The sequence below is a fragment of the Streptomyces kunmingensis genome (genome assembly GCF_039533535.1).
Taxonomy (GTDB): Bacteria; Actinomycetota; Actinomycetes; order Streptomycetales; family Streptomycetaceae; genus Streptomyces; species Streptomyces kunmingensis.
Genome location: NZ_BAAATS010000012.1, coordinates 140371 through 154158 on the forward strand (window position 1 = coordinate 140371; position 13788 = coordinate 154158).

The window sequence follows — 13788 nt, forward strand, 5'->3', positions numbered from 1 at the left end:
GACCCCGCTCCTCAATCGCCGGAGGGGCTTGAATGGGGGGGGCTTGAATGGGGCGGGACCGTCGGGTGTCAGTCAGGTACGAGACGACGGGAGGGGGTGGGCGGGGTATGTCCGCGCGCAGCACCCCTGCGCCAAGCGGCGGCCTGCAACGCAACGGGCGACGCCTACAAGATGGCGAGCACGGACATACCCCGGCCACCCCCGCACCCACCCACACACCTGTAGGACTCAACGGAAAGCCGCCAACGAGAACCGGACGGCCACCCTCCCTTCAAGGCGCCCCCGTACGCTGACCCCACGATGAGACACCGCAGGCGCCGCACCCCACCCTCCCCCCTCCCCCAGCGCAACGGCATCGACGCCGTACGAGTACGGATGCCGCTGGACGACAGGTGGGACACCGTGCGGGCCCACCTCACCGAGCGCCTGGCGGCAGCACACGGCACGATCGACGCGATGATCACAGAGGCCCGCATCGTGGGTTCGGACGGCACCCCCATCACGGCGACCACGCCCTACGCCCCCGGCGGCCACGTCTGGTTCCACCGGGACCTGGAGCCCGAACCCCCCGTCCCCTACTCCCTCGACATCGTCCACCGCGACGATCACATCCTCGTAGCGGACAAGCCCCACTTCCTGGCCACGACCCCCCGAGGCAGCCACGTCACGGAGACCGCGCTGGCCCGCCTCCGCCAGGTGTCGGGAACGGAGACGCTGAGCCCGGCCCACCGTCTGGACCGGCTGACCGCCGGCCTGGTGCTCTTCGTCGTACGCCAGGAGGAACGCGGCGCGTATCAGACCCTGTTCCGGGACCGGCTGGTCACCAAGGAGTACGAGGCGGTGGCCCGCCACGACCCCGCCCTCCGCCTGCCGACCAAGGTCCGCAGCAGGATCGAGAAGGAGCGGGGCGTGCTCACGGCGCACGAGGTGCCGAACGGCGAACCCAACGCGGAGAGCACGGTCCACCTCAAGGCCGTGAAGGGCGACCTGGCCCTCTACCACCTGACGCCCCACACGGGCCGCACCCACCAACTACGGGTGCACATGAACGCCCTGGGCGTACCGATCCTCGGCGACCCGCTCTACCCACGGGTCGCCGAACAGACCGCCCCCGACGACTTCCGCAGACCTCTGCAACTCCTGGCGCGCACACTGGAGTTCAGGGACCCGGTGACGGGCCACGAGCACAGCTTCGTGAGCGGCCGGCAGCTGGAGGCCTGGGAGTCGTACGAGTCCTGGGCTCAGTAGCCCCGCCACCACCGCAGAAGCCGCTGCCATGCGCCGAGCCGCACCTCGGGCGCCGCAACCGGAGCAGTGGGGACGGACGAAGCAGAGGGAGCCGCAGCCTCAGGCGCTGCGGCAGAAGCCGACGCAGCCTTGGGTGAGCCGGACGAAACATGCCAGTCGGCCCGCGGAGGCGGCACCATGCTGGGCTTGGTGACGACGTCCTGCTGCGCGCGGGGCGTGAAGGACACGGGCAGGGAGACGAGATGCTGCGACAGAATGGTGGAACGCCACCGCAACTCCCCTTCCGCGACCGAGAGTTCAGCATCGGGCAGCCGCATCAAAAACGCGTCGACCCCGATGTCGGCGATGGCGCGCCCGATGTCCTGCCCGGGGCACTCGTGGGGCCCGCCACCGAAGGCGAGGTGTGACCGGTTGCCCTGCATGTGCTCGGTCGGGTCGGGCCGCACGGCGGGGTCGACGTTCCCCGGTGCGATGCCGAAGATCAGGGCGTCACCGGCGCGGATGTGCTGCCCGCCGAGTTCGGTGTCGACCTTGGCGTAGTAGGCGACCATGGCACTGAAGGGCGGTTCGTCCCACAGGGACTGCTCGACGGCTTCCGGCACGGTCATCTGGCCGCCGTTGAGCTGGGCGCGGAAGCGCGGGTCGGTGAGCACGGTGCGCAGTACGTTGGCGATGAGGTTGGCCGTGGCTTCGTAGGCGGCGATGAGGACGAGCCGCAGGTGCTGGCCCACTTCGTCGTCGCTGAGGGCGGCGGGGGCGGCGATGAGACGGCTGATGAAGTCGTCCTCGGGATCGGCCCGGCGGCGGGCCGTGGCCTCCATGAGGATGCCCATGATGTATTCGTTGCTGGCGATGGCCGTCTCGGTGCCCTTGATCATGTCGCGGGCGGCCTGCACGAAGCGCTCGCTGTACGCCTCGGAGGCGCCGAAGATGTCGAGCATGACCATCATCGGCAGGTGCTCGGCGAAGTCGCTGACGACGTCGCACGTGCCGCGCTCGGAGAAGCGGTTGATGATTTCCTGGCAGGCCTTGTTGATGGCGCGGCGCAGGCTGCGGTGGTCGATGATCTCGAGGGCGTGGGTGACGGCGCCGCGCAGCCGCAGGTGCTCGGCGCCCTCGGCCATGGAGCAGATGGGCTGCCAGCCGAAGACGGGGGCGAGCGGGTGGGTGAGCTTGACGGTGCCGTTCTTCAGGGCGGTCCAGTTGCGGGCGTCGCGGTTGTACTGCGAGGTGGTGCGGACCATGTGGAGGTTCTCGCCGTGGCCGAGCACAGCCCATACGCGCACGTCGTCGTGGATCAGCGCGGGGGCGACGGAGCCGTGTTCGGCGCGCAGTTTCTCGTAGACGGCCGCGAGGTCGGTGTCGGCCTCGGGCCCGTAGAGCCTGCGCATCCCGTCGGGTCCGAGGGCGTGCGCGGGACAGCCCGGCGGGGGGCCGGACGAGGGGTCGCCGAGGGGGTCGAAGCCGGCGGGCGACTGGGAGGGCTGGGACGTCACGGTGATCGCTCCGGTAGTGAAGGGCAAACTGGTTCTTTGGATCGACCGGACCGACGAAACAAGCCCGCTCGACCCAACTGGTCGCTGCAAAACGGAAGTTGATGAAGCCCGCCCTCTCAGGCCCGCTGCAACGCCATCTCGTGCAGATAGCGCATCAGGGTCATGAGGACGTCACGGCTGGAGGCCCGGCGGCGTGCGTCGCACTCGATGATGGGCACGTGCGGGTCGAGGTCGAGCGCGCTGCGCAGCTCCTCGGAGGGGTAACTGGGGCCGTCGGGAAAGGCGTTGTTGGCGATGACGAACGGAACGCCGCGCTCTTCCAGGCGCCCGATCACGTCGAAGCTCACTTCGAGGCGGCGGCTGTCGATGAGAACCACGGCACCGAGGGCGCCCTCGAACAGGCCGTTCCACAGGAACCAGAACCGCTCCTGGCCCGGCGTGCCGAAGAGGTAGAGGACAAGCTCGTCGGTGATGCTGATGCGCCCGAAGTCCATGGCCACGGTGGTGGCGGTCTTGGTCTCGGAGCCGTAGTTGTCGTCGACGCCGATGCCCGCCTGCGTCATGGTCTCTTCGGTGGTGAGCGGGCGGATCTCGCTGACGGAGCCCACCATCGTCGTCTTGCCGACGCCGAACCCGCCCACGATGACGATCTTCACGGCGGAGGTGACCGTCTCGGGCATCCGGTCCTCGGCCCGCGGGCCGGGGACCTGGGCGCTGCCCACCGCCGCGTCCATGGCACCGGTGGAGTCAGAGCTTCTGTAGTCCATGCATCACCGCTTCGAGGAGGGAACGGTCGGCGACGGCGCCCCGGATCACCGGTGCCCGCGAGTGGACGAGTTCGGCCGCGAGGAGCTCGCCGAGCAGCACGGTGACCACGCTGAACGGCAGATTGAGGTAGGCCGAGATCTCGGCCGTGGACAGCGGTGTCCGGCACATGCGCAGGACGGCGGACTGTTCGGGCGGCGTGGCGACCGGGGGGTCGGCGCGGGCCACGATCAGGGTGACCAGGTCGAGCGTGGCGCGCTCGGCGCCTTCGGTGCCGCCGGTGATGACGTAGAGCCGCTCGGGATCCTTGGGGTCCTTCGGGCCCTCGGGGCCCTGGGCGGAGCGGCGCTCGCGCTGGGGAGGCAGTTCCTCTTCGCGGTGGGGGGGGTCGAGGGAACGTGGCGTCATACGGTCTGGCCGTTGCGTCGGGGCGGGCTGGTCAGATGGGCGCCGATCCGGATGACGAGGTCGCGCATCTGGTGGCTGATGAGGCCCGCGTCGACGTACGGGTCGGCGAGGACGGCGAGGTAGGCGCCCTTGCCCGCGGCCATCAGATAGAAGAAGCCGCCGTCGACCTCGATGATGACCATGTTCATCTTGCCGTTGCTCTCCGGGATCTCGGAGGCGACGGCGGAGGCGAGGGACTGAAGTCCGGCGCAGGCTGCGGCGATCCGGTCGGCGCCGTCGGGATGGCCGCCGAACCGGGCGATGCGCAGACCGTCCGCGGAGAGCACCACGACCTGACGCACATTGGGCACGCCGTCGGCGAGCTCCTTGAGCATCCAGTCGAAATTGGCGCGTTGCTGGATCACTGGCGGTCTCCCTCGTCGACCTGCTGGTTGTACGCGTCGTCGTGCGGCTTCTCTGCGTCGGCGACCGCCCCGCCGGCCACGCCACCGGCGGCGGCACCGGTCTCGTCGGGCTTGAGGCCGTTCATGAACGCCTCGACCCACAGGCCGGGTTCGGGCTGGGCCGGCCGCTCGTGCTCCGGCTCCGCGGCCGGACCGACCGCGGGGGCGGCGACGGGTGGCGGGGCGGCCGTGGTCCCGGAGCCGGAACCAGGACCAGGACGGGAACCGGAACCGGGCGGCGGCATCGACAGATCGGGGTGGCGGGGCGTCACGATGATCTGGTCGTCGATGATCTTCGTGTCGACCTTCCTGCGGCGCTGCGGCAGCCCATTGGCCCGCCACTCCGTGACCACGGGTTCGTCGTCCTCCATCGCGGCGACGACCGGGGCGGAGGGGCGCGGTCCCGTGGTGGGGCGACGCGTCTTCTTCAACCGCGGCTCTTCCTTGATCGGTACGCCGTTGTGGTCGACGCGCGGTACGGCGGTGGCGCCGATGCCGTGGGCGAGGCCGGGCGCGGGCCCGGTGCTCATCATGTCGCGCGGCACGACGAGGACGGCGCGCACGCCGCCGTAGGCGGACTGGCGCAGGGAGATCTGCATGTCGTACATCGAGCAGAGCCGGCCGACGATCGCGAGGCCGAGGCGCGGATTCTCACCGAGGTCGTTGAGGTCGATGCCGGACTTGGCCTTGTCGAGCATCCGCTCGGCCTTGGCGCGCTGTTCCTCGCCGAGGCTGACGCCGCCGTCCTCGATCTCGATGGCGATGCCGGTCTGCACCTCGACGGCGGTGACGTGGACCCGGGTCTGCGGCGGCGAGTAGCGCGTCGCGTTGTCGAGGAGCTCGGCGCAGGCGTGGATGAGGGGCTCCACGGAGACACCCCTGATGGCCACGTCGCAGATCGCGTGCAGGTCGATGCGCGGGTATTCGAGGATGCGGGACATGGCGCCGCGCAGCACGCTGTAGAGCCGGACGGGCTTGGGCCACTGGCGGCCTGGCCGGGCGTTGCCGAGGACGGTGACGGAGTCGGCGAGGCGGCCGATCAGGGCGGTGCCGTGGTCGATGCGCAGGAGGTCGTCGAAGACCTCGGGGTTGCGGCCGTGGTCCTCCTCCATCTCGCGGAGTTCCTGGGCCTGTTTGTGCACGATGGCCTGGACGCGGCGGGCGATGGAGACGAACGCGCGCTGCGCGGCGTCGCGCATGGCCTCCTCGCGGTCGATCTCCTTGAGGGCCTGGCGCAGGAGTTCGCGCTCGCCCTGGGTGGTGTCGCGGAAGGCGGGATCGGAGTCGCAGGTGTTGCGGACGGCGTCCTTGGGGTTGTCGCCGGTGCGCATCCGGTACAGGGCGTGCGGCAGGACCTCTTTGGCGACGCGCATCGTCCGGTGCTCCTGGGCGGCGATACGTGCTTCCAGCTCGGCGATGTGCCGCGTGTACTGGGCGCGCAGCCCTTTGACGAGGCGACCGCGCCGGACGGCCTCGGCCGCGACGGCGACCACCAGGAGCGTGCCGAGCGCGCCGCACAGGGTGACGGCGAGGCGGGCGGGCTGCGTGACCAGGGCGACGGCCGCGCCGGTGGCGGCGGCCATGACCATGGCGGGCAGCAACAGCACGCGTGTGTAGGGGACGTCTCGGCCACCGGGAGGCGATTGAACACTCACCATGTATGCCCTCTGAACGGTCGGGTCGGGGAAGGAAGTTTGCGATGGTTCGCCGCGCTTCGTTCCGGGGATCAATGCGAATCATCGGCGCACGGGAGAACAAACGCCCGAATACATCTCAACTCGGTGCGCTGCGGGCGAGCTTAGTCCGACCGGATCATCGCCGAGTCATATTCGGCAAGGCCCTGAAATAGCCACCGGGGCAGGCATACACTCGCTCCCATTTGCACGCTCGGCTGCGATTCGAACACATGGAGTGAGGGCGTCCGGTCGTCCGAACTCCCGGCGGGCGGACAGCGGTTGACGTTTCACGCGGCCTGCTGGTGCACTGAGTGCATGCGCCCTCAGCTGCGGCTGGTCACCCGCGACCACATCGACTTCGGTCGTGTGTGGTCGGCGGCGTGTTGCGCCTGACGTCCCTCAGGCCCACCACCACCCTTTACAGCTGAAGAGGCGTTTACTCATGCCCGTAGAGTTCCTCGGCATCGCCGCGACCAACGAAGGCTCCGAAGTCACCGCCCGCTCCGGGGCGTCCTTCGACAAGGACTACACGCTGCGGCTCGCCCGCGCGCACGAGGAGTACGGCTGGGACCGCATCCTCTTCGCGTACGGGTCCGGGTCCCCCGATCCGTCGCCGGCTGCCGCCTACATCGCGGCGCGCACCGAGAAGATCCAGATCCTGGTGGCGCACCGACCGAACGTCTCGTACCCCACGTTCGCCGCGAAGACCTTCGCCACCCTGGACCGCATCAGCGACGGCCGCCTCGCGGTCCACTTCATCACGGGCGGCAACGACCACGAGCAGCAGCGCGAGGGCGACTTCCTCGGCAAGGACGAGCGGTACGCGCGTACGCGGGAGGCCATCCAGATCATCAAGAAGGCCTGGACGTCGCACGAGCCGTTCGACCACGAGGGCGCGCACTACCGCTTCCGCGACTTCGTCAGCGACACCTTCCCGGTGCAACAGCCGCATCCGCAGGTCTCGTTCGGCGGTTCGTCGCCGGCGGCGTACGCGGCGGGCGGCGCGGAGGCCGACATCTACTGCCTGTGGGGCGAGCCCCTCGCCGAGACCGCCCAGCAGATCGAGTCGGTCGGGGCGGCGGCGAAGGCGGCGGGCCGCACGGACGTGCCCCGTATCCAGGTCGCGTTCCGCCCGATCATCGCGCCGACGCAGGAGCTGGCGTGGGAGAAGGCGCACGCGACGCTGGCCCGCATCAAGGCCCGCAAGGCGGGCAGCCCGCTCTCCCGCCGCCATCCGCTGAAGAACCCGGAGAACGCGGGTTCCCGACGTCTTCTCGCGGCGGCGGCCCAGGGAGAGCGCCACGACCGCGCCCTGTGGACCCCGACAGCGACGGAGACCGGCGGCGCCGGCAACTCGACGGCGCTGGTCGGCACCCCGGAAACGGTGGCGCAGGCCCTGCTGGACTACTACGACCTGGGCGTGAACATCCTCTCGGCCCGCGGCTACGACCTGCTCGACGACGCGATCGACTTCGGCCGCCACGTGATCCCGATCGTCCGCGAAGAGGTCGCCAAACGAGACGCGGCCCGCGCGGCGGCCTGAGAGCCACGGGCCCGGACCGGGGCCGACCGGCCCCAACCAGCTCCGTCCAGCCTCAAGCCCTCGCCCGGGACCGGGCCCGCCCCGGCGGGCCCCAACCGGCCCCGGTCCAGCCACAAGCCCCCGCCCAGGACCGGCCCCCGCCGACCCCACCCCGGCGGACCCCAACCAGCTCCGGTCCAGCCACAAGCCCCCGCCCAGGACCGGGCCCGATCCCCCGCCACGGCCGGCCCCACCGCATCGCGACACCGGGCCCGGGACCACTGGTCCCGGGCCCTGCCGATTGTGCCGCTCCAGCGCGCGTCAGCCCACCGACGAGTACGCCACCACGCCCCGCAACAGCTGGTCCACCGCCTTGCGCGCATTGCGTGCCACCGTCGACGAACCGTCGTGGGGCGCCGCCGCCGCGATCTGGCCCAGCACGTCGATGACCTGCTTGCACCACCGGACGAAGTCCCCGGCCGGCATCTCCGCCTCGCGCAGCACTTCGTCGAGGCCCTTGCCGGAGGCCCACTGGTACGCGGCCCAGGCGAACCCGAGATCGGGCTCGCGCTGGCCGACCCCCTCCGCCTGGTTGATCCGGAACTCCTCTTCCAGCGCGTCGAGCCGGCCCCAGATCCGCACCATCTCGCCCAGCGCGGCCTTCGCCTTCCCCGACGGCACCTTGGGCGCCAGCGCATCGTCGGAGACCCGCGCCTCGAACACCAACGCCGAGACGCACGCCGCGAGTTCGGCGGGGTTGAGGTCGTTCCACACCCCGTCGCGCAGGCACTCGCTCGCCAGCAGGTCCAGCTCACCGTAGAGCCGCGCGAGCCGCTTGCCGTGCTCGGTGACCTCGTCGCCGCGCAGATAGTCCAGCTCGGTCAGCAGCTTCACGATGCGGTCGAAGGTACGCGCGATCGTGTTCGTGCGGCCCTCGATCCGGCGCTCAAGGCCCGCGGTGTCCCGCCGCAGCCGGTGGTAGCGCTCGGCCCAGCGGGCGTGGTCCTCCCGGTCGGAGCACCCGTGGCAGGGGTGGGCCCGCAGCTCGGTGCGCAGCCGCGTGATCTGCCGGTCGTCGGCGGCGGGCGCCCGCCCCTTCTTGTGCCGGTCGGGCACGATGTGCCCGGCCTTGGTGCGCAGCGCCGACGCCAGATCGCGGCGCGACTGCGGGGAGCGTGCGTTGAACGACTTCGGGATCCGCATCCGCTCCAGCGCCTCCACCGGCACCGGGAAGTCGATCGACGCCAGCCGCTTGACCTGCCGCTCGGCGGTCAGCACCAGCGGTCGCGGACCGTCGTGGTGCTCGAACCCCCGGTGCCCGTTGGTCCGCCCGGCGGGCAGCCCGGGGTCCAGGACGAGCGCGAGGCCCGCGAACTTGCCCGTCGGTACGTGGATGACGTCCCCGGGCTTGAGCTTCTCCAGCGCCGCGGCCGCCTGCGCCCGCCGCTGCGCCACGCCCTGCTTGGCCAGCTCCGTCTCGCGGTCCTTGAGCTCGCGCCGCAGTCGCGCGTACTCGTCGAAGTCCCCGAGGTGGCAGGTCATGGACTCCTTGTAGCCCTCGAGCCCCTCCTCGTTCTTCTGGACCTGACGCGAGATGCCGACGACGGACTTGTCCGCCTGGAACTGCGCGAACGAGGTCTCCAGAAGCTCCCTGGACCGGTGCCGGCCGAACTGCTCGACCAGGTTCACCGCCATGTTGTACGACGGCTTGAAGCTCGACTTGAGCGGATACGTACGGGTGCCCGCGAGCCCCGCCAGGTGCTCCGGACTGAAGCCGCGCTGCCACAGCACGACGGCGTGGCCCTCGACGTCGATGCCCCGGCGGCCCGCGCGCCCCGTCAGCTGCGTGTACTCACCGGGGGTGATGTCGGCGTGCTGCTCCCCGTTCCACTTGACGAGCTTCTCGAGGACCACCGATCTGGCGGGCATGTTGATGCCGAGCGCCAGTGTCTCGGTGGCGAAGACGGCCTTCACCAGACCGCGGACGAACAGCTCCTCCACGACCTCCTTGAAGGTCGGCAGCATGCCCGCGTGGTGGGCGGCGATGCCGCGCTCGAGCCCTTCGAGCCACTCGTAGTACCCGAGGACGTGCAGGTCCTCGTCGGGGATGGAGGCCGTCCGCGCCTCGACGATCTCCCGGACCCGGGCCCGCGCGTCCTCGTCGTTCAGCCGAAGCCCCGCGTACAGGCACTGCTGCACGGCGGCCTCGCACGCGGCGCGGCTGAAGATGAAGGTGATGGCGGGCAGCAGCCCCGCGGCGTCGAGCCGCTCGATGACCTCGGGGCGCCCCGGCGTCCACATCCTGGAGCGCTGGCGCCGCTCCCGCTCCCGGTCGGCCTCGCGCATGGCGCGTCCGCGCCGCCGGTCCTGGTACGAGGGACGGCTCGCCTCCATGCGCGCCATCCGCGTCAGGTCCGGGTTGACGGCCTTTCTGCTGCCTTCGCCCTCCTCGAAGAGGTCGTACATCCGGCGTCCGGCGAGCACGTGCTGGAACAGCGGCACGGGCCGGTGCTCGGAGACGATCACCTCGGTGTCGCCGCGCACGGTGTCGAGCCAGTCGCCGAACTCCTCGGCGTTCGACACCGTGGCCGACAGGGAGACCAGCGTCACGGACTCCTGGAGGTGGATGATCACCTCTTCCCATACGGCGCCACGGAAGCGGTCGGAGAGATAGTGCACCTCGTCCATGACCACGTAGCCGAGATTGATCAGCGCCTGCGAGCCCGCGTACAGCATGTTGCGCAGCACCTCGGTGGTCATCACGACCACCGGCGCGTCACTGTTCACACTGTTGTCGCCGGTCAGCAGGCCGACCTTGTCGGCGCCGTAGCGCTTGGCGAGATCCTGGTACTTCTGGTTGGACAACGCCTTGATCGGCGTCGTGTAGAAGCACTTCTTGCCCTGCTCGAGGGCGAGGTGCACGGCGAACTCGCCGACGATCGTCTTGCCCGAACCCGTGGGCGCGGCGACCAGGACGCCCTTGCCCGCCTCGAGCGCCTGGCACGCCTCGATCTGGAAGGGGTCGAGGCCGAAGTCGTACATCTCGCGGAAGTCAGCGAGCGCGGTGGCCTGCTCTGCGGCCCGCCGACGGGCTGCCGCATACCGCTCGGCCGGTGAGAGGTCCTCTGTCATCGTGCTTTCGAGCCTACCGGCCCCCACTGACAACGGACGATCATTATCCGGTAAGGACCCGCACCGCCCCCGGCACGCACTCGGCCACCAGCGGCAGCGGCCCGACGGGTTCTCCGTCCGCGTATCCCGTGACGCCGGCGGCATCGCCGGTGGCCAGTTCCACTCGCGCCGCCCGGTAGGTGCTGACGACGGGGTGGCTGAGATGCGTGCCCTTGTAGACGCGCGGGAACACCCGCAGCAGTGTCGTCCGGGAGCACTCGCCGACCACGGTGATGTCGAACAGTCCGTCGCTCATGTCGGCGTCGGCGCAGATCCGCATGCCGCCCCCGTACGACGTGCCGTTGCCGACGGCGACGAGGGTCGCGGCGATCTCGCGCACGGAGCCGTCGTCGAGGGTCAGGCGGAAGGGCACCGGCTCGAACGCGGCCAGCTCGGCCACGATCGCCAGGTCGTACTTGAAGCGGCCGAGCGGTATCCGCATCCGGTTTCCGCGGTCGTTGACCCGGGAGTCGAAGCCGGAGGCGAGTACGGTGCCGAACCAGTGGCCGCCGATCCGTCCCAGGTCGACGGAGCGGATCAGCTCGCCCTTGAGTGCCTCGGCGACGAGCGCGCCCGCTCGGGCCGGCTCGCGTACGGGCAGCCCCAGGGAGCGCGCGAAGTCGTTGCCCGTGCCCACCGCGACGACGCCGAGCGGGGTGCGGGTGCCGGCGACGGCCTGCAGGGCGAGGTTCACCAGACCGTCCCCGCCGACGGCCACCAGGGCGCCGGTGCCCTCGGACACCGCGGCACGCGCGCGTACCAGGGCGTCGTCGGCGTTCTCCCCGATGACGGTGCGCACGGAGAAGCCGGCCGCCCGCAACGCGGAAGCGGCCGGCTGCGCGGCGCCCGCGCCCCGGCCGCGTCCCGCGGTGGGATTGACGAAGAGGGTGATCTCGCTGGTCACGGGCCGGACCCTAACAAGTGCCCGGCCCGGAAGGGGGATTACCTCAGGTCACATCGTCGTAACCGTTGATCCGGTCCTTCTCGCCCGTGGACTGCTCGGGCAGCGAGCGGCTGGCGGAGACCGGCTCCACCTCATCGATGTCCTCGGGGGACAGATCGAGCTCGGAGGCCTCGTCGTCGGCGGGCCCGGCTGCCTCGATACGCCGCCTGCGGCGGTCGTTCAGCAGGGAGAAGGCCGTCGCCGCGAAGTACAGGATCCAGATCGGCCCGGCGAGGGCGATCATGGTCAGCGGGTCCGTGCTGGGCGTGGCCACCGCGGCGAAGACGGTGATGCCCATGATCATGCCGCGCCACCAGCCGAGCATCCGCTTGCCGGTGATCACGCCCGTGAGGTTGAGCATGACGAGGAGCAGCGGCAGTTCGAAGGAGAGCCCGAAGACGATCACCATGCGGGTGATCAGGTCGAGCAGCTCGTCGAGCGGCAGCTGGTTGTCGATGTTGGCGGGCGAGAAGTCGAGCAGCACGCGCGCCATGGTCGGCAGCGTCTTGTACGCGAAGAAGGCGCCGCCGAGGAAGAGCGGGACGCCGGTCGCCACGAAGCCGGTGGCGTACTTCTTCTCGTGCTTGTGCAGGCCGGGCGCGACGAAGCCCCACAGCTGGTAGAGCCAGATCGGCGACGCGCCGACGACACCGGCCATCAGCGACACCTTCAGGGCGAGCGTGAAGGGCGTGATCAGGCCGTTGAGCACGATGCGGGCGCACTGCTCGTTGGCGTCCTTGTTCTCGGCGGCCTTGGCCGTCAACTCCGAGAAGGACTTGTCACAGCCGACGGAGTCAAGGACCGGGTTCGTGAAGAACTCGATGATGTCCTTGTAGTAGAAGGCAGCGACGATCGTCACGACGAGGATGGCCAGGACGGCCTTCCCGAGCCGGTTGCGAAGCTCACGCAGGTGCTCCGCGAGCGGCATCCGCCCCTCGGGGTCCTTCTCCTGCTTGCGGGCAGACTTGAGCAACCCACGTCCTCATCTCGTGCGACAGGCCGCCGTCACAGGGGGCGGCCTTCGATCAGCTCTTGATCAGCTCTTCGTCGTCTGGTTGGTCGGCTCGGACACGGGACGCGAGCTGGTCACGTCGCCCGGAGCGGCCTGGATGGTGCGCTGCGCCGGGGTCTCCTTGTCGTCCTGCTTCGGCGGGTCGGAGGGAGCGGCATCCTTGTTGCCACCCTCGCTCTTCATGGCCTTGGCCTCGCTCTTGAGGATGCGGGCCGACTTGCCGAGCGAGCGCGCCATGTCCGGGAGCTTCTTCGCGCCGAACAGGAGGAGGATGACCACGAGCAGGATGATCAACTCGGGGGCGCCGATCTTTCCACCGAACATATGCGTTTACCTTCTCACTGAGGCGGCAGGGGCGGGACTGCCGGTACCGATCGGACTTCGGACTGTTGTCCGACCACCGTGCTGGCAGCGATCGTATCCCGTGGGGGTGAACACGGGGCAATCCCCGTGCGTACTCCCAGTTGCGGCCGGCGCCTCACTATCAGGCCGCGTATGCGAGCGTACCCGCCCGACCTCGGAGTCCGACAGGTCACAGTGGTAAAGCGCTTTCCATCCCGCGTCGCACGCTTCGAAGCGCTCAGACGGCGTCACCGCCGGCCTTGGCCACGCTCACCGCGGCCCGCTCCAACTCCTCGGCCGCGCGGTTGATCCGCTGTGTGGTGTCGGCGACCTGGCGCCCGAGGCGCTGCGCCTCGACGAACACCTTGACCGCGAGGACGGCCAGCACGGCAAGTCCCACGAACCCCAAAGCCACGGCCAGCATCGCCCAGAACATGCGCCGAGCCTAGACGGTCTGGTGGAGACGGAGTGTGCGCACCCCGCCGCCGGTGAGGAGTTCGACGATGCGCTCACCGGCCGGCTTGCGTACCGCGGTCCCGCACTCGGGACACGTGAACGAGTAGAAGGTGGTGCGGCGGCTGGCGCCGATCGCCAAGCGCAGCGCGGTCGCCGCCAGTTCGAAACAGCCGCGGCAGTCCGGGCAGGCCGCCTTGAAGACGGCGGGCACCGGAGCGGCGACCGTGGCGGACATCGTGGCGATATCAGTGAAACCGGCCACACCGGTCATCCTGTCCACCTTGCACCTTTCATCCGTTCTGCGCC

General features: G+C 70.1%; 13 protein-coding genes. 2 read left to right on the plus strand and 11 right to left on the minus strand.

Annotated elements, in window-relative coordinates; translation table 11 throughout:
* Positions 1 to 300 precede the first annotated feature (300 nt).
* Positions 301 to 1248, plus strand: a complete 948-nt coding sequence (locus ABD366_RS15385) for a pseudouridine synthase (protein ID WP_324771688.1) — start codon at positions 301 to 303, stop codon at positions 1246 to 1248.
* Here the strand turns inward: ABD366_RS15385 and ABD366_RS15390 are convergent.
* From ABD366_RS15390 to ABD366_RS15410, 5 genes are all read right to left on the minus strand, one after another.
* A complete protein-coding gene (locus ABD366_RS15390; protein WP_411293787.1) occupies positions 1242 to 2744 on the minus strand; it encodes a cytochrome P450 in 1503 nt (500 codons plus the stop codon). The genes ABD366_RS15385 and ABD366_RS15390 overlap by 7 nt on opposite strands.
* A gap of 116 nt (positions 2745 to 2860) precedes the next feature.
* Positions 2861 to 3511: a GTP-binding protein gene (locus ABD366_RS15395; RefSeq protein WP_411293786.1), complete on the minus strand. Its 651-nt coding sequence runs from the start codon at positions 3509 to 3511 to the stop codon at positions 2861 to 2863.
* Positions 3492 to 3917 carry a DUF742 domain-containing protein gene (locus ABD366_RS15400; protein ID WP_324771687.1) on the minus strand — a complete coding sequence of 142 codons (426 nt, stop codon included), beginning with the start codon at positions 3915 to 3917 and terminating at the stop codon, positions 3492 to 3494. Before ABD366_RS15400 ends, ABD366_RS15395 begins: the two co-directional genes overlap by 20 nt.
* The gene (locus tag ABD366_RS15405; protein ID WP_324771686.1) at positions 3914 to 4321 is read right to left on the minus strand and encodes a roadblock/LC7 domain-containing protein; all 408 of its coding nucleotides are present in this window, start codon (positions 4319 to 4321) and stop codon (positions 3914 to 3916) included. Before ABD366_RS15405 ends, ABD366_RS15400 begins: the two co-directional genes overlap by 4 nt.
* Complete coding sequence (locus ABD366_RS15410; protein ID WP_324771685.1) at positions 4318 to 6018, minus strand: ATP-binding protein; 1701 nt, start codon at positions 6016 to 6018, stop codon at positions 4318 to 4320. The genes ABD366_RS15405 and ABD366_RS15410 overlap by 4 nt, the downstream gene beginning before the upstream one ends.
* A gap of 460 nt (positions 6019 to 6478) precedes the next feature.
* Between ABD366_RS15410 and ABD366_RS15415 the strand changes: the two genes are divergently transcribed.
* Positions 6479 to 7579 (plus strand): LLM class flavin-dependent oxidoreductase, encoded by a 1101-nt coding sequence (locus ABD366_RS15415; RefSeq protein WP_324771684.1) that lies wholly within the window; start codon positions 6479 to 6481, stop codon positions 7577 to 7579.
* Between the two features lie 300 nt (positions 7580 to 7879).
* Here the strand turns inward: ABD366_RS15415 and ABD366_RS15420 are convergent, their stop codons facing one another.
* From ABD366_RS15420 to ABD366_RS15445, 6 genes are all read right to left on the minus strand, one after another.
* Positions 7880 to 10690, minus strand: a complete 2811-nt coding sequence (locus ABD366_RS15420) for a DEAD/DEAH box helicase (protein ID WP_324771683.1) — start codon at positions 10688 to 10690, stop codon at positions 7880 to 7882.
* Between the two features lie 43 nt (positions 10691 to 10733).
* Entirely contained in the window at positions 10734 to 11633 is a 900-nt protein-coding gene (locus tag ABD366_RS15425) for a diacylglycerol kinase (RefSeq protein ID WP_324771682.1), read from the minus strand.
* 43 nt (positions 11634 to 11676) lie between these two features.
* Positions 11677 to 12645, minus strand: a complete 969-nt coding sequence (gene tatC / locus ABD366_RS15430) for a twin-arginine translocase subunit TatC (RefSeq protein WP_324771681.1) — start codon at positions 12643 to 12645, stop codon at positions 11677 to 11679.
* Positions 12646 to 12708: 63 nt separating this feature from the next.
* Positions 12709 to 13008, minus strand: coding sequence for a Sec-independent protein translocase subunit TatA (tatA, locus tag ABD366_RS15435; RefSeq protein ID WP_324771680.1), 300 nt, complete (start codon positions 13006 to 13008; stop codon positions 12709 to 12711).
* 256 nt (positions 13009 to 13264) lie between these two features.
* A complete protein-coding gene (locus ABD366_RS15440) occupies positions 13265 to 13462 on the minus strand; it encodes a G protein-coupled receptor family protein (protein ID WP_324771679.1) in 198 nt (65 codons plus the stop codon).
* A 9-nt stretch (positions 13463 to 13471) separates the two neighbouring features.
* Positions 13472 to 13717, minus strand: a complete 246-nt coding sequence (locus tag ABD366_RS15445; protein ID WP_324771708.1) for a hypothetical protein — start codon at positions 13715 to 13717, stop codon at positions 13472 to 13474.
* Between the last annotated feature and the right edge of the window lie 71 nt (positions 13718 to 13788).

What these genes read in the sequence shown, in the direction of transcription:
- ABD366_RS15385 (WP_324771688.1), top strand. Translation starts at nt 301, where the DNA reads ATGAGACACCGCAGGCGCCGCACCCCACCCTCCCCCCTCCCCCAGCGC.
- ABD366_RS15395 (WP_411293786.1), bottom strand. Translation starts at nt 3,511, where the DNA reads ATGGACTACAGAAGCTCTGACTCCACCGGTGCCATGGACGCGGCGGTG.
- ABD366_RS15400 (WP_324771687.1), bottom strand. Translation starts at nt 3,917, where the DNA reads ATGACGCCACGTTCCCTCGACCCCCCCCACCGCGAAGAGGAACTGCCT.
- ABD366_RS15410 (WP_324771685.1), bottom strand. Translation starts at nt 6,018, where the DNA reads ATGGTGAGTGTTCAATCGCCTCCCGGTGGCCGAGACGTCCCCTACACA.
- ABD366_RS15415 (WP_324771684.1), top strand. Translation starts at nt 6,479, where the DNA reads ATGCCCGTAGAGTTCCTCGGCATCGCCGCGACCAACGAAGGCTCCGAA.
- ABD366_RS15420 (WP_324771683.1), bottom strand. Translation starts at nt 10,690, where the DNA reads ATGACAGAGGACCTCTCACCGGCCGAGCGGTATGCGGCAGCCCGTCGG.
- tatA (WP_324771680.1), bottom strand. Translation starts at nt 13,008, where the DNA reads ATGTTCGGTGGAAAGATCGGCGCCCCCGAGTTGATCATCCTGCTCGTG.
- ABD366_RS15440 (WP_324771679.1), bottom strand. Translation starts at nt 13,462, where the DNA reads ATGTTCTGGGCGATGCTGGCCGTGGCTTTGGGGTTCGTGGGACTTGCC.
- ABD366_RS15445 (WP_324771708.1), bottom strand. Translation starts at nt 13,717, where the DNA reads ATGTCCGCCACGGTCGCCGCTCCGGTGCCCGCCGTCTTCAAGGCGGCC.